The 22,118-nt window shown below is 63.5% G+C and carries 17 protein-coding genes; 6 read left to right on the top strand and 11 right to left on the bottom strand.

All coding sequences use genetic code 11. The annotated features are described in order from the left end of the window. The first annotated feature begins 309 nt into the window (after nucleotides 1–309). The 3 genes from ABIG06_RS31180 (at nucleotide 310) to ABIG06_RS31170 (ending at nucleotide 4,504) form a co-directional block, all read left to right on the top strand. Nucleotides 310–2,184, top strand: coding sequence for a caspase family protein (locus ABIG06_RS31180; protein WP_370139810.1), 1,875 nt, complete (start codon nucleotides 310–312; stop codon nucleotides 2,182–2,184). A gap of 38 nt (nucleotides 2,185–2,222) precedes the next feature. Continuing rightward, entirely contained in the window at nucleotides 2,223–3,233 is a 1,011-nt protein-coding gene (locus tag ABIG06_RS31175) for a hypothetical protein (protein ID WP_370139809.1), read from the top strand. A gap of 92 nt (nucleotides 3,234–3,325) precedes the next feature. Continuing rightward, entirely contained in the window at nucleotides 3,326–4,504 is a 1,179-nt protein-coding gene (locus tag ABIG06_RS31170; protein WP_124160969.1) for a hypothetical protein, read from the top strand. Between the two features lie 19 nt (nucleotides 4,505–4,523). Here the strand turns inward: ABIG06_RS31170 and ABIG06_RS31165 are convergent, their stop codons facing one another. From ABIG06_RS31165 to ABIG06_RS31155, 3 genes are all read right to left on the bottom strand, one after another. Further along, nucleotides 4,524–5,186, bottom strand: coding sequence for a DUF4384 domain-containing protein (locus ABIG06_RS31165; RefSeq protein WP_370139808.1), 663 nt, complete (start codon nucleotides 5,184–5,186; stop codon nucleotides 4,524–4,526). Nucleotides 5,187–5,204: 18 nt separating this feature from the next. Continuing rightward, the gene (locus tag ABIG06_RS31160; RefSeq protein ID WP_370139807.1) at nucleotides 5,205–6,995 is read right to left on the bottom strand and encodes a caspase family protein; all 1,791 of its coding nucleotides are present in this window, start codon (nucleotides 6,993–6,995) and stop codon (nucleotides 5,205–5,207) included. A 140-nt stretch (nucleotides 6,996–7,135) separates the two neighbouring features. Beyond that, entirely contained in the window at nucleotides 7,136–8,869 is a 1,734-nt protein-coding gene (locus tag ABIG06_RS31155) for a hypothetical protein (RefSeq protein ID WP_370139806.1), read from the bottom strand. Between the two features lie 159 nt (nucleotides 8,870–9,028). Between ABIG06_RS31155 and ABIG06_RS31150 the strand changes: the two genes are divergently transcribed. Both ABIG06_RS31150 and ABIG06_RS31145 read left to right on the top strand, forming a co-directional pair. After that, a complete protein-coding gene (locus ABIG06_RS31150) occupies nucleotides 9,029–9,310 on the top strand; it encodes a hypothetical protein (protein WP_124160965.1) in 282 nt (93 codons plus the stop codon). A 98-nt stretch (nucleotides 9,311–9,408) separates the two neighbouring features. Then, on the top strand, nucleotides 9,409–10,389 hold the full coding sequence (locus ABIG06_RS31145; RefSeq protein WP_424578589.1) for a DUF4424 domain-containing protein: 981 nt from the start codon (nucleotides 9,409–9,411) through the stop codon (nucleotides 10,387–10,389). Nucleotides 10,390–10,396: 7 nt separating this feature from the next. Here the strand turns inward: ABIG06_RS31145 and ABIG06_RS31140 are convergent, their stop codons facing one another. The 5 genes from ABIG06_RS31140 to tssL are packed head-to-tail and all read right to left on the bottom strand — an operon-like array spanning nucleotide 10,397 to nucleotide 18,476. Beyond that, nucleotides 10,397–12,208 (bottom strand): serine/threonine-protein kinase, encoded by a 1,812-nt coding sequence (locus tag ABIG06_RS31140; protein WP_370139805.1) that lies wholly within the window; start codon nucleotides 12,206–12,208, stop codon nucleotides 10,397–10,399. Beyond that, nucleotides 12,205–12,981 (bottom strand): PP2C family protein-serine/threonine phosphatase, encoded by a 777-nt coding sequence (locus ABIG06_RS31135; RefSeq protein WP_370139804.1) that lies wholly within the window; start codon nucleotides 12,979–12,981, stop codon nucleotides 12,205–12,207. The genes ABIG06_RS31140 and ABIG06_RS31135 overlap by 4 nt, the downstream gene beginning before the upstream one ends. Before the next feature lie 6 nt (nucleotides 12,982–12,987). Then, nucleotides 12,988–13,689 (bottom strand): type VI secretion system-associated protein TagF, encoded by a 702-nt coding sequence (tagF, locus tag ABIG06_RS31130; protein WP_370140952.1) that lies wholly within the window; start codon nucleotides 13,687–13,689, stop codon nucleotides 12,988–12,990. Continuing rightward, nucleotides 13,686–17,237, bottom strand: coding sequence for a type VI secretion system membrane subunit TssM (gene tssM / locus ABIG06_RS31125; RefSeq protein WP_370139803.1), 3,552 nt, complete (start codon nucleotides 17,235–17,237; stop codon nucleotides 13,686–13,688). The genes tagF and tssM overlap by 4 nt, the downstream gene beginning before the upstream one ends. Nucleotides 17,238–17,279: 42 nt before the next feature. Next, a complete protein-coding gene (tssL, locus tag ABIG06_RS31120) occupies nucleotides 17,280–18,476 on the bottom strand; it encodes a type VI secretion system protein TssL, long form (RefSeq protein WP_370140951.1) in 1,197 nt (398 codons plus the stop codon). Here tssL and ABIG06_RS31115 point away from each other — a divergent pair. After that, nucleotides 18,397–18,591 (top strand): hypothetical protein, encoded by a 195-nt coding sequence (locus ABIG06_RS31115; protein ID WP_370141004.1) that lies wholly within the window; start codon nucleotides 18,397–18,399, stop codon nucleotides 18,589–18,591. The two genes, tssL and ABIG06_RS31115, sit on opposite strands and share 80 nt — an antisense overlap. A gap of 217 nt (nucleotides 18,592–18,808) precedes the next feature. On the opposite strand, the gene tssK is transcribed toward ABIG06_RS31115, so the two are convergent. From tssK to ABIG06_RS31100, 3 genes are read right to left on the bottom strand one after another with little or no spacing between them, the layout of a single operon-like run. Next, nucleotides 18,809–20,146 carry a type VI secretion system baseplate subunit TssK gene (tssK, locus tag ABIG06_RS31110; RefSeq protein WP_370139802.1) on the bottom strand — a complete coding sequence of 446 codons (1,338 nt, stop codon included), beginning with the start codon at nucleotides 20,144–20,146 and terminating at the stop codon, nucleotides 18,809–18,811. Between the two features lie 47 nt (nucleotides 20,147–20,193). Further along, the gene (gene tagH / locus ABIG06_RS31105; protein ID WP_370139801.1) at nucleotides 20,194–21,570 is read right to left on the bottom strand and encodes a type VI secretion system-associated FHA domain protein TagH; all 1,377 of its coding nucleotides are present in this window, start codon (nucleotides 21,568–21,570) and stop codon (nucleotides 20,194–20,196) included. Nucleotides 21,571–21,582: 12 nt separating this feature from the next. Next, nucleotides 21,583–22,095: a DUF6931 family protein gene (locus ABIG06_RS31100; RefSeq protein WP_246789685.1), complete on the bottom strand. Its 513-nt coding sequence runs from the start codon at nucleotides 22,093–22,095 to the stop codon at nucleotides 21,583–21,585. Nucleotides 22,096–22,118 lie beyond the last annotated feature (23 nt).

The following is a 22,118-nucleotide window of genomic DNA, read 5'->3' as shown; positions in this document are numbered from 1 at the left end:
TTCGGCCTTCTTCAGCGCTTCAGGCAAACGATCCAGCCGATCAGTAAAAGTAGACATATCAACAATTTACCTCAAGGAACCGGAGTGCGAAGAGCGCCGGCGGGACCGCTCGCCGGCCCCAACAATCGTCCGAGGCCCTTGAACGCGTTCACTGGAATACGCGACCAACATCAGGAATGGATCGGGCTCGAGACTGTTCCTTGCACGAGCCAGGCGGTCGCCAGGAGCTATGAGTTTAGTCAGCATTCTGCGCGGCCATGCCAACTTCGTTGACGCTACCATTCTTCGGCTGATGTTGGACGTCGCGCCATGAGCAATTACACGCAGATCAAGTTGTACGCTCTTCTACTCGCTGTCTCGCTGTTCCTGACTGCTCAGCCGGCTTTCGCGACAAAGCGCGTGGCCCTGGTGCTTGGCAATTCCACATATCAAAACGCTCCCCTGCTTCCCAATCCGGCCAACGACGCCGGCGCCATCGCTGCGACGTTGAGAGCCGCGGGGTTTGACGTGGTCGACTCGAGGCTCAACCTCGCAGCGACGGACATGAAGCGAGCCCTGAGGGATTTTGCAGATCAGGCGCGCGACGCCGACATCGCACTCGTCTACTACGCAGGCCACGGCATCGAGATCGATGGCACGAACTATCTGATCCCAACCGACGCCAGGCTTGAACGTGATACGGACATCTACGACGAGGCGTTCTCGCTCGACCGTGTCTTGTTGGCGATCGAGCCTGCAAGGCAGCTACGGGTCGTGATCGTCGACGCGTGCCGCAACAATCCTTTTGCCGACACGATGAAGCGAACGGTCGCCTCGCGATCGATCAGCCGCGGGCTCGCCAGGGTCGAGCCAACGGTCTCCAATACGTTGATCGCCTTCGCCGCGAAGGCCGGGTTGACGGCGCTCGACGGCAACAGCCAGAACAGCCCGTACGCGGCCGCACTGGTCAAGTATATCGCAAAGCCGGGCCTCGACCTGCGCAGGGCCTTTGGGTTCGTCCGCGACGACGTCTTGCAAGCCACGGGCAATCGGCAGGAGCCTTACGTCTACGGCTCGTTGGGCGGCGAGGACGTTGCGCTCGTGCCTGCTCCAAAGGCCGTGGAGCCCGCGCCCGCGGCGGCCAACCCCCAGTCGGAGGTTCGCCGTGACTACGAACTGGCGCTGCAGCTCAACAATAAAGCCGCTCTGGGCGTATTCCTGAGCCAGCATCCAGACGGATATTACGCAAGCCTCGCCAAGCTTCAGCTCAACCAGATCGAGGCGGAGGAGGCTCGGGTTGCGGCGACCGAAAAGGCGCGCCAAGCCCAACAGCAGCAAGCCCGGCTTGCCTCCGAAGGCGCCCTGCGCGCAGAGCAGGAAAAGGCGGCCGCTGATCTGAACGCTGCGGAGGACGCCCGTATTGCGGCCGAAAGAACAAACCTAGCGGCGCAACAGCAAGCGGCCGATGCCGAGCGGAATCGGACCACATCCGAGGGATCGCTCAGCGCCGCGCTCACTCGGAACAAGGCCGCCGTCGAGAATTCCACCACGGTGAGTCCGCCTCCAGCCGCTGTGGCCGCTCAGAGTGACACAGACACGAAGGTCGCCGCTCTGAGCGCCGGGCCGCAGCAGGCCGATCCGGCCAGGGCCGATATCCCTCAGGCCGATCTCGCCAGGCTGGTACAGGGCGAATTGAGCCGCGTCGGATGCTTCACCAGTACCGTCAATGGCGAATGGAATGCCGCTTCGCAGCGCTCGCTCTCGCTCTTCAACCGCCACGCGGGAACCAAGTTCGACGCGAAGCTTGCGAGTCTCGATGCACTTGACGCAATCAAGCTCAAATCGTCGCGGGTCTGTCCGCTGGTCTGTGAACGCGGCTACAGGGCTAATGGCGACCAGTGCAGCAAGATCACCTGCGCCGAGGGCTCGTTCCTCAATGACGACAACGAATGCGAGAAGCGGCGCGGCAAGAAGCCTGTTGCAAACCGCAATACGGGCGAGCGCGCGGATCGCCCGGCCCGCGAGAGGTTCGCGCCGGCTGCGGAGGCCCCCGCGCCACGGCGACAGGCGACCGCCAAGGGAAGCAGTGGCAGCATCTATTGTGATCAGCATCTTTGCCGTCAGGTCAATCGTGGCTGCCGCCTCGAATACCGCGGCGGTGGAGGTCCCGGCGGCAACACTGGAAATGTCGAGGTCTGCAACTAGCGCCAAGCAAAAAAGAGGTGTCCGAAGGAGTGACCTGAGTGACAACCTGCGAGCTGGAGCAGAAAGATGTCGGCACCTTTCCGGGTGTGACGCTCTTCACGAAACGGCAGGCGCCCGGCATGAGGCCGACGGCGGTCTATCTTCCACCGAAGCACGCAACCGCCGCCACCCAGTTCGATGTCGTAATCTGGCTACACGGTTTCTATGTCAGGGATCATGAATACCTGTTCCGGAACGATCCTGCGCGTCTGCGCGAACAGGTCCGGGACTCGGGGAAGGATGTCGTGCTTGTCGCGCCATTCCTGGGCTACGAATATGCTGTCGGTGACACCTTTGCCGGGAACTACAGCGTGAAGGATCTGGCTTCTGCCAAATGGGGCGAACGCTATCTGGACGAGATCCTCGGGGCTCTTGCCAAGTTCGTGGCGCCTGTTACCAGCACCGTCAACGGCACCCGGAGCATACCCCAGCTCCAGGTCGGCAAGCTCATCATCGCCTGCCATTCCGGCGGCGGAAGCGGCATGCGCAACCTGGTCGGAAGCCTGGGAAAGTATCAGCCGAACCTGTCGGCCTGCTGGGGATTTGATTGCCTCTACGGCGTCAAAGCGCAACCGGACGACGCCACGTTCTGGTACCAATGGCTGTCGGGCCAGAGCACCTGCGCGCTCGAAATTGTCTATGGCCCGACCACCCTTTCGCAATCGGTGAAGCTGGACCTGGTCGGACGCGGACTCGCAACGCTCGACGGCAATCGCCCTCCGTCACAGCGCCCTGCTCTCAAGAACCTCACTGTGAGCGTGGGTCACTATGATGCATTTCCGGCCTTTGGGCAGATGGTCAGGGTCAATGATCTGGATCCGGCCTTCGTCGACCGCTTCATGATTCCGCAGGTCGCCGACAAACCTCCACTGGGCCAGAAGCCGGCGTCACGCAATGGAGAATTCCTCAAACAGGCGATTGCCAACGTTCGCGGCGCTTTCCCCTTTCCGAAGGACATTCACTACATGATTGCCCGCGGCGGTTTCTACAGCCGCCTGAGTAGGCTGTAGCGTCGCAAAGGCCCCTCCGGCGGGCACGAATACGCCAGTCACCGGCTCGCTGCTTAACCTTGACTGTAACGATGCAAGGAGACACGCAGGACATGACGGAACCACCCTTCGATCCGAACACCGCGCCGAGAGCCGGCAACTCGGCTCAGGACCGCGCCGCCATGCGGGCGGACATGAACAAGGTCGCGCTGAAGCTGCGCGAAGCCGGCATTCAGCTTTACGGATTCTACAAGATTCACGACCTCGTGCCGTACTGGAATCCGCTTGGCTTCGATTTCATGTGCGACAACTGGCGGCAACTGCTCGATGCCGCCGGCAAGGCACCGCGGCTAGGCTCCGACCAGATCAACATGCCGGGCTACGATCCGTGGCTGCAGGCGGGCGTCAAGAGCGTCGGCTTCACGCAGACCGGCAAGGCTCCGCACGTGCATCTCGACATTGCGATCGATCGGCCCGGGCTCTGTCGGATTTACATCCTGGAGAAAGACGAGGAGCGACGTCTCGACGCCCTGCGACGGGCCCGGGTGGTCACCGCGAGAGATACCGACGTATTCAGGAAGATCCACCGGCGGGTGGAGGGTCTCGGCATCGATCTCGACGATCACATCGGCTCGCACCTGGAGGCGGGGCGGCTCGTGCTCGATGGCATCAATTTCGTGGCCAAGGATCACAACCGTCTTCTCGATGCGCTAACGAACCTGAAATATCCCGCCGGCAACAATGTCTTTTTTCGCGGAGAGAGATCCGGCCGCGGTCATTTCTTTGGCATGGCCTCATTCCTGGCCACCGACGGCATCGGTTTTCGGCAAATCTGGCAAACATTTCCGGAGGAAAGACCGATCGCAACACCAGATCCGCGTACCGGACCGGCGATGGATCCCAAGGCTTCGGGGCGGTTCGGCGATTCACCGAACCTGCCGGATCTCACGTCGGTGCACTGTGCCGTGTCGAAGCGGATCTGCAACGTCCATATCGACGAGATGGGCTTCGTGGTCACGGACAGCAAAGGCACCATCATCGTCGACCCTGACGCGCTGCGGCACATCTTCGTCGAATTGCTCTGGAAGACCAACCTGCAGGGCAAACTACCCTTCTGGGCGCTCGACAACGTCAACTTCATCATCCCGAGCTCGCCAAACGACTTTTCCCGCGTTGGAGTCAGCGTCGACATCGCGAAGTTCGGGCGAGTCAAGATTGCGCTCAACGGGAGCTGCTCGGCCGACGGCAAGATGGAAGCAGCCGGCACGCTCACGCTCGGGTTCAAATTCTGAGACAGCCGACAGCCACGGCTCACTTGATGGAATAGGATTTGACGTCGAACGACCAATTGCTCGGCACCAGTTTTCCGCTGCCGCCGTCCGGCACACGCAGCTCCCTGGTCCACGCCGACAAATAGCTCAACGTATCGGCCTGATCCTGTAGTTTGCGCGGGAGGTCCGGCAAATCGAGCAATTGCACGCGCCGTTCACTCAGGATCGCAACCATGATTGCCGAGCCGGTCGGCGGTGCGACGACATATTCAAAGCCACGTTGCCGTCCTGCCGGGGTCGGCACAACAAATTGCACGCCGGGCTTGACGAGATTGATGTCGCGGCCGTCCGACTGCTCCAACAATTCGGGAGTCGGAAAGATCTGGGACATCCGTCCGTCCGCATCGACATCCACCAGAATGAGATAGCCTGCCTTCTTCGCAGTCACGCCGAATGACACCTTGCCGCCAACGTTGACGGTCAGGCTGGGCAGGATCTCAAGGGACACACTTGCAGCATTGCTCTGTGCGGCGCTGGACTGTCCGCGCGTCGCCTGGATGCGCCAAAACCATGGTGCGCTCGCCAGGCTCGCATGGAGAGATTCCGGCCGCAGCGGCGCCGCGGGCGCGGCCCCGCTTCCCGCCAGCAGCAGGGCGAATGCGAAGCATACTCGTTTACGGCGGATCAGCTCCGATCGCCACATGGCTCCCCCAAACAGATGTCAGGGAGCGCTGAAGAAGCCGATCGAGGCGATCCGCGCGTCCGCAGGCAGGTAGCGCTCGAGGTTCTTGATTAACTGCCCTGAGGCGCGTCGCCGATTGAGCTGAATCAGGACAGTCTCGAGATCGACCATGCGCCGCTGCGAGGTTACAGCAACGATCTGCTCGGCACCGAACGGCTCACCCACCCGGAGTGGCAGCCGCAAGTTCGACGATTTGGCCACCGCCGCATCTGTACCCACCGGGTACAACATCTGGATGGTACCATCGCCGGATACATTGAACAGCAGCAATGCCCTTGAGGCCACGTCGGACAGTTCGACTTCGACGGTCTGACCAGCGCGCTGCTGTCGATCATCCGGCCAAATACGCATGATCTGCGGCGATCGGGTCGCCATGCGCTTGAGCTCGCGCATTGCTGCAGTGCGATCCACGACCGTCGGCAAATTGGCTACGTCCATCCCATAGGCGACGACATCGCCCCAGGCGATCACGTCATGAGAGACCGGGTCCCAGATCAGGTCGGGATTGTCCGTCGGCTGAACGGCCTGCACGGTGGCGTCCTTCGGCGTCACGCCGGTGAAATAGTTCATTTTGCCGTCGAGCGCCGCCAGACGGATCGGTGCCGTGAGACGGAGGGGCGCCGGTGCAGCGACGGTCGGGGCTGCAGCAGTCGGAGCGGCGACGGGCGCAACCGTATTGGGTCCAGCGGCCAGCGTCGGCAGCGCCGGAGCCTTGGTCGTCGCAGCCGGCGGGGCAGCCGCCTGTCCATCAGCAGCCTGACTGGAGGCCGTCCTCGCGGCCGGCCCCTGAATCAGCACCACGCCGCGCGTCAGCTCGAAGGCGACGGCCGTCTCCGGCGCCTGCGCCGGTGACGATATCGTCACGATGTTCTGGCGCTGGTCCGAGAGCTGATAGACCACCTGCCGGACATTGGCGAAGAGCTCCTTGAGCGTCACCTTGCCATCGCGATTGATGTCCGCGCTGCCCTCCACTGCCCGCGCCACCGCGTAGCTGAGAGCCCCGCGCAGCCCATCGATCCCGGGAATCCGTACTTCGGGCGCCTTGGTGTAGCGATCAACAGCGGCGAGGAAAGCCGTGTGGTCGAGATCGAGCTCGGACTTCGGACCGTTGCTGTCCGATACCGGTTTCAATTCATCGACAAGCAACGTGTAGCGCGGCACCTGCCGGAAGCTCATCTCCGCAGCCCGCGGGTCGATATCGCGCACCATTCCGCCGCCATGGCAGGTATCCGCCACGAAGATCACCTTCGCGCCGCGCAGCTCGAACTGCCGGATGAAGTGGTTGAACTCGCTCCCCAGAATGCGCTCGACGGACCCCTTCGGCGTGGTTTCGAAGCCGGGCAGCAGGAACACGTTCTCCATCCCATCGGGCTCCGAGCCCTTGACGCGCTCAGGCTCTTGCGTGCCGTGGCCGGCGATCGACAGGAAGACGAGGTCGTTGGTCTTTGTGCGCGTCACCAATGCACTGATTTCACGCAAGACGCTCGCCCTGTCCGCTTGGGCATTGGTCAACTCGACGACATCGCTGACCCCCATCGTCTTCAGGCTGGACACGAGATCTCCAGCGTCAGCGACTGCGCCCTTCAGTTTGCGGACGTGCTGGTAATCGTCGATTCCGATCACGAGCGCGCGCACGGCCGCCCCATCCGGATTGCTGATCGCCAGTGCTTCCGCTGCCTGGGCGCGCTGCAGCGGCAGACCGATCACCGCAGCAAGCGCAATGGCGGCAGCGCAGCAGATCCCGTACTCAAATCCTCTGGGCCTTCGCATCGTGATGCACCTCGATGTCATGCAAGCCGGTTCCCGAACCGGGCCGGTCGGACGTGGCGGCGACACCTCGCCCGAGCGTCCCGGATTCAGCCTGCGAACAGCATTCGCTATCCATCTGTAGCGCCAGTGACACACATGGTTCAGCGCCTCTTGGTCGCGGTTTTCGTAGCCGCCGATTTGCGGCCCGTCGGCGCATCGGAGTCCTGGTAGGCGTCAGCCGAAACGGTTGTCTGGTCATCGGCGAAGGCACGGAAGCGAACCGGAGTGTAGCCACGCGCAAGCAGGCTCGCCAACGGATAGATGTTGCGGCAAACGCGTCCGTTGCAGCCGCCGGTCGAGGACTCCATCACCTCCGCCTTGCGATCCGGCGTGAACCGCAGGAACAACATCACATGGGAGCCGGGTTTGTTGAGTGCATCGCCGGGCTTCAACTCCCAGGGGTTCGTCACGGGCGCAGCGATCGCGGGAATGGCGGCGGTCGTGTAGTGGACCGAGAGTCCCCACGTGGCGCTGACGAACGCCGAGCAGTCGACGCCCGCCACATCCGGCCGCGGCGCGTTGCGGGTGCAGACATTTCCGGCCAACGTGCCGCTCTCGATGCGCTGCCGGAAGTTTGCCAGCGAGCCGTGACAGCCCCAGCAATAAGGTACGCCGCGCACCTCCTGGTTTACCTTGCCCTGAAGATACCATGGGCGGCGAATGCGATTGAATCCGCTGCACTGGCTGTCCGGATCGTTGCCATAGTTCGCCGGCGTTAGCTTCCACTGCACGCCCTCGAACGCAAACGCGGTCTCGATCGCCTGCTGGCGATTTGACGGCCGCACCGCCGCTGTCGCATTGAACTTGCCATTGTTGGAAGGCTGCGCGGTTGCCGTCCGCGACGGCCGCGCGTCGATCACCGACGCGTTGCGCAGGGGGCGGAAGCCGACGCCAACCACATCGACACCGGTTGGCTTGGTTCGCAGGAAGTAGACGTCGCCGTCACCCGAGATCGTGACGAACCGCCTCGTCAGCGGGGTGTTTTCCAGAGGCAACTCGTAGATTCCCTCGATCCGGCCGTTGGCGGCATAGCGTACGACGAAAGTGGATGCGTTCTTTCCCGACGGCGGAATGTCTTCGGCCAACACATAGAAGCGATCGCTATTGTCGATATCGAGGAACTCGACCGTACCGAGCTGGTCACGCACGCGCAGGCCGAGCGCGCCAATGGTCTCATTGGTAACCATGGTCTGGATCTCGATCCGCACGCTGGAATTGCCCTTGTCCGGGATGATATCGGCAATGACCGAGCCCTTGCTGCGGGACGCGACGTACTGCCGGTCGGGCTGCCGGCCCGTTTTGACGACGGCCGCGCGGGTGTTCTGGTCGAGCAGCTCGGTCGCGCTGCCGGGTGGCTGCGATCCCATCTGGGCGAAGGCGGAGATGGCGACCTGGTCGTCCGTGGCGCGGCTCGAGACTTCCTCAAGTTGGATTTCGTCGCCACCGAGCCCGCGCGTGGACTGGTCTGGCGCCGCCTTCAATGTGCGGACGCCGCCGTCCCAAACCATGATGTCGCCGTTATGAACGACGAGATCGGTCGGCTGTACATCCCTCGGCATCTTGAGGACGTCAGGATCGGAATCCGGTCGCTTGGGATCGAACTGGAGAATGCGTCCGTTGACCTGATCGAGTACGAACAGGTTGCCCTGCCCGTCGGCACTGAGCGCCTGGGGACCAGCCAGTTCCACGTCCTCGCCGGCCGGGACGATGCCGACCATGGAGGCAGCCGAGCCGCCCGAAAAGCTCCGCACGACGGTGTCCTCGGCATGCGTCCCGGTGGCGAAAATGCTCGCACCGACGATGAAGACCCAGATCCAACTCGTTGGACGAAACATGTTCGCCTCAATGTGCCCGAACCGATTGTCGCGCCAGATCGACTAATCCGAGATGCCGTTGATGCGGCGCGTCAATTAGTGGTGAGCAATCTCAATCGCGTTCAATTCTATCACCGGACGGTGATAGTCCGAATGTCTTCAGCTTGCGGTGCAAAAACCATGGCCAAGAATAGATTTGAGCAGGTCAACGAGATCCAGCCCGACGCCATTACGCTGATCCTGAAACGCGACATTGACGGCGCCACCGGATCGGTCGTGATGCCGGCTGCCAGCAGCGGCGGACGGCTGTCCAATGACCAGGTCAGCGCCCCCTTGCCGGCCCAGGACGCCTTTCGCGGCGCGATCCGGCTGGCCAATGACGTGAAGCTCGCGATCGTGGTGTGCGATCCGGACGGCGTCTGGAAGCCCGAATGGGGCGATCTTTACCACGCCCTCGACTGACTCATGGCCGGGCAGACCGGCACATGTTGCGACGCCGTATGGAGACGAGCATGCTGAACGGACCGCTGCCCCGCGCGCCGTTGCGGGTCCGAGCCATGATGGTCGCGTTGTTGGTTGCGACCAGCTGGCCGGCACGGGCCAACGACTCGGCCGCCGAATTGTCGATCGGAGGGCTCCAGTTCGTTCGCACCCGCGAAGTGGCCATGGAGAGCGAGGATCTGCGTATCGCACTCGACAGGATCATCGTTCGCTATCAGTTCGCCAACGTCACCAACAAGCCGGTGACGCTGACTGTGGCCTTTCCGCTGCCCGACATCGACCTGTCGGAGGCCGATAACATTGCGCTGCCGTCGAACGACCCGGTGAACTTCGTAGACTTCGAGACCCGGATCGACGGCAGCCCAGCGCCGCTGACGATTGATCAGCGCGCCATGATTGGCGACAAGGATGTCAGCGCACTGCTCCGCCAGCTCAAGCTGCCGCTGTTGCCCATCGGCAGCCGCGAGATCCGCGTGGCCGACCTCCCGGCGGCAACCCGAACCCGGCTTGTGGACGAAGGGCTATTGATGCCTGCCGGAATGAGCGACAACGGCCGTCAGCAATATGCTCCAGGCTGGGTCACCAGGACGTCTGCCGTGCGCCAGCAGGTGTTTCCGCCCTCGCGCGCCGTTGTCGTCGAACACCAGTATCGGCCGAGCGTCGGCTCCAGTGCTGACACGATACTGCGCCCGGGCCTGCGCCGCAGCAACGCACTCGGCCCGGAAGTTGCGCGTTACCGGAAGGATTATTGCGTCACGGACGAGTTCCTTGCCGAGCTCGACAAGCGCGCCGGCGACGGCACGGCCAACACTGCTAAGCTGCAGGAGCGGCGCATTTCATATGTGCTCAAGACCGGCGCGAATTGGGCCGGGCCGATCCGGGCGTTCAAGCTGACCATCGACCCCGGTGGCAGCGACCGCTTGGTCAGCTTCTGCCAGGGCCGGCTCAAGGCGTCCCCGACCGGAATCACGCTTGAATATACGGCAAGTGATTTCAAGCCGGATGCCGACCTGAAGATCCTGATGATTGGAAAATTCTGAGCGCCGATCAGTTCGTAAGCATGACGTAGCGCGCGGCCGCGGTGATCGTCACGTGGTTGCGCTGGGCGTCACTCAGCGCTTGCAGGAAGAACGTGTCGGCAGCGGTCGGTCGCGGCTGGCGCAACGAGTCCAGAACCTGCGGAGTCGCTACGGCCAAGATCAGTTGCGGACCGCTCGCGCGCGGCACCGGGAGCGAAAACGACAGCGAGTCAATACCCGGCTTCAGAAGGTAAGACAGGCTTTGCACCTCACCGCGATCCGATACCACGAGCAATTCCACCACCCGATTGGCGAAGTTCTCGATGGTGCCGTTGAGGGTTTCGCCAGCCTTCAGTTCCGTCGCTGACAGGGTGACGCGCGGCACTCGCACCTGATCGCTTCCCACCTGGCTCAAGAACTTGACGGCCGGGCACTGGGCCTGGGTCACCTGCCTGACGCCGACCGAAGCCTCAAATCCCTGGTCCCGCCGAAACGCCTTGTCGAACGTATCGAACGGGGCCGTCGAGGCGCCGAAGCCTTCGATCACGGCGGCGGTTTGACTGACTGCGACCGGCAAGATGAAGAAGCAATCGCCGCCGGAATATTGAGTTACATATTTGCGGATGCGCTCGGCTCGTCCCTGCCCGTCGGCTGGCGGAGTGGGCGTTACCGTCGGCGGTGGTGAGAGCTTCACCGGCTCCCGACGCCCGGGCTGTGGTGCAGAGGGCTCGACTTTCGGCGGCGACATTGTCCCCGCGAGTTTCGGAGGCGGCGGCAAGCCCGCCACGCCAGGCGCCGACCAGACCAGCTTGTAGAAGGCATATCCACCCCCGCCCAACATGAGCAGCACCGCGGCTGCGCTCGCATAGAGCCAGAGACCGCGCGGCCTCTTCTGCGCGGTTGAGGGCGCCCTGCCCTGCCAGGCCGGCGCCGCGCTTTCCGGCGGTGCCAGCGGATCGAAGCCGGACAGCGGCGCGGTGGATGTCTGAGGCGGACCTGTCGGCGTCCATCTGGCGACCTCTGCCATGGTCGCACGCAACGCCGGATCGGGCTGCAGCATGCGCTCCAGCAAAGGCCTGATGCGCATGTCTACCGCACCGAGATCGGGCACACGGCGGCGCTTCTCCACCAGTTGAAACTGGCTTCCGCCCATGTCGAGCTTCTGTCCGGTCAGCGCATGGAACAGCACGAGGCCGAAGCTGTAGACGTCGGACTTCGCCGTGATCTCGTTGCCGTACAGGCCGACCTGCTCCGGAGACGCGTAGTTGTCCTTGCCGGCGAAGCCCGAACCGATGATGGTCTTGTCGCCCATCTGGGTCGATCGGGCGATACCGAAATCGATGATCTTGGCGCGTCTCACATCGTCGAGCGGCACGATGATGTTGTCCGGGGAAACGTCGCGATGGATGATGCCGTGCTCGTGGGCGGCCTCCAGTCCCGATGCAACGCGCTGCATCAGCCTGACCAGCGCCTCGAATGTCAACGGCCCTTCGTCGAGCATGTTCGAGAGCGAACGGCCGTTCACGAACTCCATCGCGAGATACGGTCGCTGCAGCACGGGCTCCACGGTGAACAGGAAGTAGCGAACAATCGCGTCGTGCGGGAGATTGTGAAGCGCCGCTGCCTCCCGCCGGAACAGCGCGAGCGCGGCCTCGTTGTCGACCATGTCCGGCAGCAGCATTTTCACCGCAACCGGCGATCCGGTTTGGATCTCACGGCACTTGTAGACCTCACCCATGCCGCCCGCGCCGATCACCGCTTCGATCTCGTAGATGCCGTTGAGGCGGGTGCCGGGCGGCACACCGCGGTAGCCCGACGGGAATGGATCGTTGACGGTCATGGTTGCGGCTCCCGATCCAGCGGCGATCTTGTCGGTTCTGAGGATCGCGGCACCAGCAGCCGCACAACCACGATCGTCACGTTGTCGAGCCCTCCCCGATCAAGGGCCAAAGCGAGCATGTCATCGCAAGCCGCCTGGGAGTGCCGCGTGATCGCGTGCCGCAGGATCTCGTCGTCTCGCACATGCTTGGTCAAGCCGTCGCTGCAGATCACGAAGACGTCTTCCGGCTCGGCAGGTCCTGTCACGACCTCGAACTCCGGATCGTCGGCGACGCCAACGGCCCGGGTAATGGCATTGCTCGGCCAGTCCTTGACGTCCTCGCGCGACACCGCGCCGCCGGCAATCAGTTCCTCCAGCTCGCTGTGATCATGCGATACCTGATTGATGCTGCCCCGGTTGACCAGGTAGACCCGGCTGTCGCCCGCCCATATGCAGGCATAATAGCCGTCGCGCACGAGCAGAACCGCCGCCGTGGTGCCGACGGTGGCACCCTGCCGCTCCTTGCTGAGCGACAGGATCTGCCGGTTCGCGTGGAACAACCGCTCCTCGCACTGCGCCAGCAAGTCGGCGGCCGAGTCCGGCAAGCCGATCGTGTTAAGCGACTGCACCACGATGCGGCTGGCGAGATCGCCGGCCTCGTGACCGCCCATACCGTCGGCGACGGCCCACAGGCCGACATCGGTCCGGACTAGGCACGAATCTTCGTTTCGCGTCCGCACCCGTCCGGCATGAGTGACGCTACCGACATCGAACAAGGAAGGGACATGCACCATCGCGCGTCACCCCGTCCCGGATGCTGTACGGCCGAGATCGCCGGTCAGCAGTGTGGAATAGTGAAATGGATCCGGCAATCCGCGGCAAGCGAGCGCGATTGATGGAAAGCCTTCGCCACCCGCGGTCCACCAGAAACTTGCCGCAGCATAGATCTGCGGACTGGCAGCGGAAAGCGCGGCAAAGGTCTGGGTGAATGCGCCATCCGCGGAAACCGCCCCGACGGTTGTTGCGCCCAGTGCGATCATTTGTGATTCGTCGGCGATCGGCGCCTGCGGTCGCGGCACCGCGAGGCGATCCAGGGCATCCGATATCTGCTCAAAGGTTGAAGTTTGATCCAGGGTCGAAAGCAGGAACGCCTCCGCCTGCCCGTACCATTCATCCTGAGGATCGACGCTCGGCGGCGGCAGTAAGGCGCTTTCGTCCGACACCGCATGCAGCGTCAATGGGTAATACCGCCCTACCCCGTCGAGCGACGGCATCATTGCCCCCGCCACCGTCGTGCCGCAGATGGCGGCGCCAAGCCAGAATCGCCAGACCGGTGCGGTCAGGAACGCCTGCTGCCAGCCCGGGCCAAGCTGATGACGACTGGCCGACAGCGCAGACTGCACCCATGGCTCCCAGGCTTCCAGGAAGCTGCGCGGGGTGGCGATCGCGATGAAATCACGCTTAGCGCCGATCTTGCCGAATAGCCCACAACGCATGGTCATATTCCGGTCGGGCAACGAAACTCGCGGAGCACCGACAGGTTGAGAGGATTGCGCAACGACCCGGTCGAAATCTGATAGTTGAGCTCGCGCCCGGCGACGATGAAAGTCGCGCTGGCGGTTTCCGCCTTCACCACCAAGGATCCAGCCTCCAGCATCCGGAACAACGACCAGGGACCGATGCGCTCGAGCACGGATGGCGGCCCGATATCGTTGCTGACCGAAATTGCCGTCCGCGGCGACGGACCCGGCCAGAGAACGGTGGTCGGTGCGTTGCTCTGAGGCTGCGGCGGTGGTGGCGGAGGTTGCGGCCCGCCGAACATGGACGAAGCCGTTGGCGGGCCCGGCGTGACCGGGCTGGTGATCGTCGTACCGCCAATCTCGGTCTTGACCGTCACGCCCGGCCCGGATGCCCCGGGCGGCCGGATCGCGAACGACACCGCGGGCACGCCACCGCCGGTCTGGAAGAAGGCGTCGCGGACGTAGGCCGCATTCTGGAACTGCTTCAGCGTGTCGGGCGAAAACGATCGGCCGACGGGACTCTCCTTCCGCCACGTCCAATCTGATCGCGAAGTGTCGGCGTAGGATGCCAGGAACTGGGTGAAGAATTTGTCCATGACGCCGTTCGGACTGAAAAGCTTGGCGAAGTCGGCGAGTGGCACCTCCTGATTGCTGCCGCGGACGAACGGATACCGGTTGGCCACCGTCTGCTGGCAAACCGGCGTGACCTGATCGCGCAGCGCCTGCAGGATCTGTCCGGCAGTCGAGGCGGCAATGCTGCCCTCGAACTCCGCGGCGGCCGCGCGCAGCATGTCGGAGAACGGCGGCGGCATGCGCGAGGCATTGTTGCGCAGGGCCGCAACCTGGCTCTGAAGCGAAGCGGTCGCCTGCGCGGTCAGTTGCGGGTTCTCGATGATCAGCGTCAGATTCTGCGCGATGTCGTTCAAGTTGGCGATGGTCGAGTCGATCGGCCGGCGGGTGCTGTCGCCTTCCAGCACCGCATGATATGGTTTGAACTGCGCTTCGATCGTCGTCCCGGGCGGTCCATCCTGGGCGTTGGTGAACAGTGGCGGCGCGGCCGCAGCAGGCGTGGCCGGGTTCGTGGCAGCATTCGCCGGCTTCGGCCGTTCCTTGGTCAGCGTCGTCTCGTCGCGCACCGATTCCAGGATTTGCCGCATCGGTGAGGTCGGCGCGGAAACCGCCCTTAGCACCTCGTATTTCGGCTTGTCGGCGAGCAGTTTCTTCAGACGCAAGCTGCCCAGCGCGGTTCGCCAAGTCGTGACAAACTCGTTGGAATAGATGTTCAAGAGGTCGCCGGCGAGGTTGTCGTACTGCTGGTCGATGGCCGACTGCTGGCCGGCATCGCCCAGAACCCAGCGTTCCTTCTTCATGCGCTCCGACAAACCCGGCAGCCGGGCGACGAAGTTCTGCTGGAAGCCGTTATACGTGAAGAACTGGGGCACCCGCACAGCGTCCAGGGGCTGCCCCGTCGTGGTTTCGAACACGACCGCCATGTCAGGACCGCCGCGGCGGGCGGCGATCCAGTCACCTGCGGTCGATGAGCGAGCCTCGGATTTCAGGAATTCGTAGGCGCGCTGCGACACGCTCAGGCGCGCGAGCGAATTCTGCGCCTGCTTGATCAGCCGGCCGTCCAGCTCGACAAGCGGGGGCTGCTCCGTCTCGAGGTCGAACATCGCCGTGAGGTTATCATCGAGCAGGCGCCGTCCTTCTGCGTTGGTTGCGCCGGGATAGAGGTTGTCCTGCCAGTCGCGCTGCATCCAGGAGCGGATCAGTTCGCGGTCCGGCGACTGCAGGCCGCCGAGCATCAGATAGACCTTCAGCGCCTCGTAAACGAAAGCAGGTTCGTTGATGCGCGCGTTGAGCTGCTCCTCCAAACGATACAGCAGGCGTGGCCTGAACATGCGCTCGAGCGCCGCATGATAGGCCGCCTTGGAGGGCGACATCAGCCGGGCGTGCTGGCTGAGCCCGTAACGGGCCGACAGGGGCACCGATTCGTTGCGCGATCCGTAGCCCGCCGGGGCATTGCGCAGCCGATAGAGCAGTGGCAACACCTTGTCGAGGTCATGATCGTCGATCAGCGTCTGCTTGATGAGAGGCGCTCCGGCGGCTGCATATTCGTTGTCCGCCTGCACACTCTGCGCGATCAAGTCGGAATTGCGCTTGTAGCTGGTCAGCCATCCTGCGATCAGCCCGATCGAGACCAGACCGATCAAGGAAAACGCTGCGGTTTTCAGAATCAGTGCGCGGCGCACCGCCGCACGGTCGGTCGAAACCCAGTCGGCCTCTCCGATGATGACCTTGGAAATGAGATCGGCGAGGAAATAGCTCTTGCCCGTCCCTGAATAGGATCCGGAACCGACCTCCTCCGCGCCGAACGTGCGCGCCAGCGACCCGATCAGTTGGTCGATGGGCGTCCCTTGCTGCGTACCCGAGGTGAAGTAGAATCCGCGCAGGTTCGCGTTCACGTGGTAGCGCGTTGGCTCGAAGATCTGATTGAGGAAGTCGTGGATCTGGGGCTTGAGCCGCGCCATCTGTGCCGGGAAGCCGAACAGTTGCACGCGGTGCTGCGGCGTCGGCTCGTCCTGCAGGCGGTCGAGTGTTTCCTCGCTCAGGCGCTCCAGCAGACGGTCGAATTCGACCGGTATCTGTCCCACCAGATTCTGGGTCTTGTCAGCGGTTTGGAACGTCGCACCCCAGACCTGGCGACGGCCGGCCTCGCCAAGATAGGCGAAATATTCGGTGAAGCCGGCAACGAGATCGGCCTTGGTAAAAAGCGCGTAGACGGGGAAGCTGACCTTGAGCTTCTGATGCAGCTCGAGCAGGCGCATTCTGATGGCATCGGCGTGAAGCGCGAGCTCCTGCTTCGGCAGCGTCAGCACGTCCTCGATGCTGATGGCGACCAGGACGCCGTTGATCGGCTGGCGCGACCGGCTCTTCTTGAGGATGTCGAGGAAAGCCAGCCAGCTTTCCTTGTCGGCCTTGGCGTTGGAATCCTGAGTGGTATAGCGGCCGGCCGTATCGATCAGCACGGCCTCCTCGGTAAACCACCAATCGCAATAGCGGGTACCGCCGACGCCCGCGACCGCAGCCGGCGTCGCCCCGCGCGCGAGCGGAAATTTGAGCCCGGAATTGACCAGCGCAGTGGTCTTGCCGGCGCCGGGCGGACCGATGATGACGTACCAGGGTAGATCGTAGAGATAGCTCGATTTGTTGCCGCTGGCGGTCTTCAGCGTGGCGAGCGCATCCTTCATGCGCTCCTTGAGAACCGGCTCGTCGCTGACGGGCTGATCGGCCGCACTGATCCCGTCGGCGATCTCCTTGGCATTCTTGCGCCGCTTGAAGAAACTGAAGCCGGCGACGCCCGCCACGGCCGTGATCAGCAGCAGAATCGCGATCTGGCGGATGATGTGGTTCTCGAGCGGATGCCAGTCGCCGAATGCAATGAAGGGACCTGCGAAATAGATCACGGCGCCGAGCGAGCTGAGCCCAACTCCGTAGAGAATGATGCGGATGATATCCTTGGCAAGCATTGATCGGTACCTGTCGCAAACCGCGTGAGCCGTGGAGCCTGCTTATTCACTGCGTTCGATGAAGATCTCGACACGCCGGTTCTTGGCGCGTCCGTCAGGCGTCGAATTGGGTGCGATCGGCGCGTCCGCTCCCTTGCCTTCGACGTCCACGCGCGAACCATCGGTCAGGCCGGGCTTCAGCGCGGCGGCAACCGCCTTGGCGCGCTCGACCGACAGCTCGAAGTTCGAAGGGAAGCGCACTGTGCGGATCGGCGAGCTATCGGTGTGACCGACGACCCGGATTCGTCCCGGCTCCTTGTCGAGGGTTGCTGCGACGCGGGCCGCAACCGGCTTGAAGCCGTCGAGGATGGTGGCCTGGCCTGACGAGAACAACGCGAGGTCACAGACCCTGATCACGATAAAGCTCGCGGTCTGGTCCGCGGTCATGGCACAGGCGGTGTTCTCCTTGGCGAGCGCATTGCGGATGCGCTGCAGCTGGGTGATACGGTCCGGCGGTGGCGGCGGAGGTGGCGGAGGCGGCGGTGCAATGACCTTGCGCTTGAGCTCGATCGGATCGCTGGGATGCAGCGCCAGAGCGACTTCGGCAGCGTTCTCCGCCCGGCCGGCCAGCAGCGTCCGCAGGACGAAATAGGACCCGGTCAATAGCGCGGCGGCCACGGCTGCCACCAGCCAGACCGGAACGCGGAGACGCTGCCGGCGACCGGCCAGCGCCTGCCCCCTCCAGTTGGGCGACAGGTCACTCACCGTCTTGGGACGGACCCGGCGCAACAATTCGTAGAGGTTGCGCTGGATCACCTGCAGGTTCGCAAGCCCGCCTGCCGACGTACGGTGGATGCCCTGGAAGCCGAGCGCGAGACAGGCATGCTGCAGTTCGAGCACTGGATAGTTGATCAGCGGATCAACCTTCAAATGGTCGAGGATCTCGAAGAAACGGACACCGCCCACACGCTCGCCGAAGAATCGGCTCAGCATGGAATATTGCGTCCAGACGTGGCGCTCATCGGTCGGGATGTGCTGCACGATATCGTCGGCGGTGGCGCATAGGATGTATTTCGCCGTGTTGGCCTGATGCTCGGAGATGCCCGCCGAACGGATATCCTTCTCGAAGAATTTGATCGCGTCGGCGACCTGCTCCATCAGACTTGCGAATGAGGCACGCATGAGCGCCACGCGCAACCGGCCAAGCAGTTGCAGCAAAGGGCCGGCCGCGCGCATCACCGGATTGGCGTTTGGCGCCACCAAATCGTCGACTCGCAACGGCGGTCCGGGCGGCAGCATCCCCTGCTGCACCGGTGCCTGCGCGGGTGTCGATATCCATTCCTCGGACGGCTGGCTGGTCGGCGCAGAGGCGTAGTTCGGGCGCTGCGGAATGGGAGAAGAGGATGACGGCGAGGAAGGCGCGGGCGCGCCGGGAGACGGCACAGGTGACGGCGAATAGCTTGGACGGGCTGCGGGTCCCTCGCCCGCGGGAGGCTGAGCCGCGGGCGCCGGCGGCAACCTCCCGCCGGGATTGGGACGAATGATCGTCCGCTCGCCCCGACCGAAAGGATTGACCGGCTTGTCCCTGTCGCTCATGGCCTGTCTTCCAGGATGGCCCAAAGGTACAGCTCGAGCTCCGGCCAGTCGCCGGAGAAATGCATCCCGATCGAGGCCGCCGTGCTGAACTCCGGCCATAGCGGCGACTTGCGATCGAGATAGAAATAGACGTGATCGGTGATGGCCCGGATGTGCGGCGGCGGGGTCGGCAGGTGCACCAGCGTCAACCCTGGCAAGTTGGCGTGCACGATCTCGTTCATCTTGGTGTTCGGGCCGACCTTGAACAAATGCGGGAAGTCGTTCTGGATCTCCACGAGCGGCCGCCGTGCGGCGACCTCCAGCACAAGGGTCGCATTCCGGAACAGCGCCCGATCACGGATCGGCGACACGAACGCATTCTGGGCACGCTCGATGATCTCCAGGCGGATCGCCCGCCGGCCCAGCCGCGCGCTCAGGAAGTCCTGGATGTCGCTCACCAGGGGTGTGAAGATATTCTCGAGATCGTCGTGATCGTACGCCGGATAGTTGCGAGCACGGCGTTCTGGTGTGGCAAACGTCGCAAGCTCGCCGGCAAACCTCAGCAGCTCCTCGTACAGTCGCTCCGGATGAACGCTGCCCGAACGCTGGAAATGGGTCAGCACGGGAATGGTCCGGTTCAGCACCTGCAGCACCAGATAGTCGACGCTCTGCAACCCGCCCCCGGACGACGGATCGACCGCGTAACGTGCCAGCTCGTCGAGCTTGGTCTCGACCCAGCCGATGATGCGATTGAGCCAGCCGTCGATGATGGGATGTGCGGCGCAGACCAGCATCGGCGGCACGAACTTGTCGTCGAATAGGATGTTCTTGTCGCGCACTTCCAGAATGCGCGCGATGCCGAGTCCCATGTATCCCGGCTTGCTGGTCTTGCGCAGTTCGAACGACAACCGCGGATAAGCGATGTCGATCTCTTCCTCGATGCGCAGCGCCGAGGTCGAATCGATGAAGGTCTCGGACGTACGAACATAGCGACTGGCGCTGTCGGTGCGATCCTCATCAACCTCGCGGGTGTTTGGCGCGGCGATCGGCATCATCAGCCAGACGATCTGGCCGGCGGCAGAATCCGGCACCTCGATCGCTTCCGGAATCGGGCTGTCCGCGGGGATGTCGAACGGCGTTCCGTCCGGCATGACGCCGGACGCGTTGCGTACCGCGAACTTGCTCTGTTCGGTGAGGTCCTTGTCGATTTCGAGCTGGGCAAATCCCCAGGGGTATGGCGTTGTGTAGCGAACGCGCTTTTCCAGCAAATGTTCGAGATAGCGATCGTTCTGCTGCAGATGGTGCGGCCGCAGAAACAGTCCTTCTGACCAGAAAACCTTGCTGTACCAAGACATTCCTACATCCACTCAGCAGCGTTTGGCGACCGCGTGGTCGCCGATAGTCACTTTGAGCCGCCCTTGTCGGCGCGGTCGTAATAGTCCGAAAAATGCAACATGAAAGTATCGATCGGCGCGCTATTGTCGCGGCCGAGATGCGCCTTCCAACGCGTCAGGAATTCGTCCCAGAGTTTGCCCTTGTTCGAGCCGAACCAGGAGTTTGCGCCGCGCTGAAGCTCGAGCTCGCGCGCCATGAGAGTCGGATCGATGCCGGCGATGAGCTCGTGGACGGCGTGCTGCATCGCCATGTACGTCTTCAACTGATGCGATTTGAGGTCGCCGAAGCCCTGCGCGAAGGCTCGTTGCGCGTCGAGATAGCTGCGCGTCCGCGGCCCGAACAATATGCGCATGGCCTCTTCCGACGTCGGCGAGAATTTCAGCGGGTTGTTCTCCACGGCCTGGACAGTCGTCTGGCTGGTGCTGCGGGTCAGCTGCTTGGCCTGAGTTCGCGCCTGCAGCAGCGCCATCAGATTGTCTACGGTCATGCGCAAGATCGTGCCGAGCTGTTCGGCGAGCTCCGCGTCGGTCTTGTTGGCAAAGAAATTGTCCGGCAACCCCGCAGCACGTGCCACCAGCCGCGCGAACTCGGTATCGCCGACCGGCTTGGCCGCGGCTGGCCCTTCGCCCACCACTTGTGCCGGGCGGGACTGCTCAACGGGTGGCCGGGCCGGCGATGGCGGCGGCTGGACGGGCGCTGTTTCATCATCGGTCCACACCGATGGCCGGCGCGGTGTCGGCATGGCGGGTGTTGCCTCGACCAGTGCTCTCGGCGTCGCGACCGGGCCGGCGGCCCAGCTCATGTCGTCCTGCGCATCGGGCTGGTGCGCAGGCGTCGGCGATGGACGTCGAAACGGATCCACTCCCGGCGCCGGGACGCTCGCGGCCCAATCCAGAAACTCCGGATTGATCGGCCGCGCCGCCTCGCGTGGGTTCTTCAGCTGCTGTGGATCGATCGGCGGCGGCACGTCGCGGTCGGCCGCCCAAAGCTCCTGGTACCCGGCATGCTGCTGGACGGGAGAAGCGCGCGGTTGCGCCTCGCGGTCCGGGGCGCGCCCGCCCGCCTCGTCCTCCAGTGAAACGCCGATGATGTAGTGGCCAATGGTAAGTCGATCGCCATCGCGCAACCGGTGTGGCCCCCGGATGCGCTGGTCGGCGCCATTGAGAAAAGTGCCATTGGTCGAGACGTCATGCAGCCAATACGCGCCGTCGCGAAAATGCACCTCGCAATGCTTTCCGGAAATCATCCGCGTCGGATCGGGCAACGTCCAGTCGAGGTGACGGTCCCGGCCAATATCGACCGACCGCCTGCCCGTGACCGAAAACGATACAGGGCCGCCGTCCGGAAGATTCGGTTCGTTCTCGATATTGAAGCGAAGCACCATCTCATCGTCTCGTCAGCGCGGAGGGCGCGGTTCGCCGCGTGCCAATTGAATACCATCCTCCAGGCATGCCGTCATTATCCGGTCCCTGGACTCGCGGGGCAGTCGGCAAAGGGCGATCAGCAAGGCCGCCCGCACCGCGCGCGCGGCTTGGTCGGGCTTGGCCTCGACCGGCGCAAATTCTGCCGGAACCACGCTTCCGCCGGACCATCCGGCCGCCAGCGCCAGCCACGTCGCCGGCTGCTCGGGATCGTTGGCATTGCCGACCGCGAGCGCCTTGTTCCGGGATTGCTCGTCCGGCTGCCGGACCCAGGTCTCCACGAAATTCAGCGACCTGCTGTCGTTGGCATCGAACTGGTCGAACATCCGTCGCAGCGAGCGGCATCCCCAGGCAACCGCCACGCGCCTGGGCAGCAGATAGGCGCAGAAAGATACGGCTCCGTGCCAATTGCGCGCATCGGTGGCGTCCTGAAGGAAGTCCAGCGAAGGCTTGTCGACCTCGGCCTTTCCGACGTCGTGGCGCGCCATGGGATAGGCCTGAAACAGATCCT

The organism is Bradyrhizobium sp. USDA 326, from assembly GCF_049739485.1.
Taxonomy (GTDB): Bacteria; Pseudomonadota; Alphaproteobacteria; order Rhizobiales; family Xanthobacteraceae; genus Bradyrhizobium.
The sequence above is the reverse complement of the archived record's forward strand: the minus strand, read 5'-3'. Positions and strand labels throughout refer to the sequence as shown.

Bases quoted from the DNA above. Each gene is read 5' to 3' on its own strand.
- ABIG06_RS31180 (WP_370139810.1), top strand. From the start codon at position 310: ATGAGCAATTACACGCAGATCAAGTTGTACGCTCTTCTACTCGCTGTC.
- ABIG06_RS31170 (WP_124160969.1), top strand. From the start codon at position 3,326: ATGACGGAACCACCCTTCGATCCGAACACCGCGCCGAGAGCCGGCAAC.
- ABIG06_RS31165 (WP_370139808.1), bottom strand. From the start codon at position 5,186: ATGTGGCGATCGGAGCTGATCCGCCGTAAACGAGTATGCTTCGCATTC.
- ABIG06_RS31160 (WP_370139807.1), bottom strand. From the start codon at position 6,995: ATGCGAAGGCCCAGAGGATTTGAGTACGGGATCTGCTGCGCTGCCGCC.
- ABIG06_RS31155 (WP_370139806.1), bottom strand. From the start codon at position 8,869: ATGTTTCGTCCAACGAGTTGGATCTGGGTCTTCATCGTCGGTGCGAGC.
- ABIG06_RS31150 (WP_124160965.1), top strand. From the start codon at position 9,029: ATGGCCAAGAATAGATTTGAGCAGGTCAACGAGATCCAGCCCGACGCC.
- ABIG06_RS31145 (WP_424578589.1), top strand. From the start codon at position 9,409: ATGGTCGCGTTGTTGGTTGCGACCAGCTGGCCGGCACGGGCCAACGAC.
- ABIG06_RS31140 (WP_370139805.1), bottom strand. From the start codon at position 12,208: ATGACCGTCAACGATCCATTCCCGTCGGGCTACCGCGGTGTGCCGCCC.
- ABIG06_RS31135 (WP_370139804.1), bottom strand. From the start codon at position 12,981: ATGGTGCATGTCCCTTCCTTGTTCGATGTCGGTAGCGTCACTCATGCC.
- tagF (WP_370140952.1), bottom strand. From the start codon at position 13,689: ATGACCATGCGTTGTGGGCTATTCGGCAAGATCGGCGCTAAGCGTGAT.
- tssM (WP_370139803.1), bottom strand. From the start codon at position 17,237: ATGCTTGCCAAGGATATCATCCGCATCATTCTCTACGGAGTTGGGCTC.
- ABIG06_RS31115 (WP_370141004.1), top strand. From the start codon at position 18,397: ATGAGCGCCACGCGCAACCGGCCAAGCAGTTGCAGCAAAGGGCCGGCC.
- tssK (WP_370139802.1), bottom strand. From the start codon at position 20,146: ATGTCTTGGTACAGCAAGGTTTTCTGGTCAGAAGGACTGTTTCTGCGG.
- tagH (WP_370139801.1), bottom strand. From the start codon at position 21,570: ATGGTGCTTCGCTTCAATATCGAGAACGAACCGAATCTTCCGGACGGC.
- ABIG06_RS31100 (WP_246789685.1), bottom strand. From the start codon at position 22,095: ATGGCGCGCCACGACGTCGGAAAGGCCGAGGTCGACAAGCCTTCGCTG.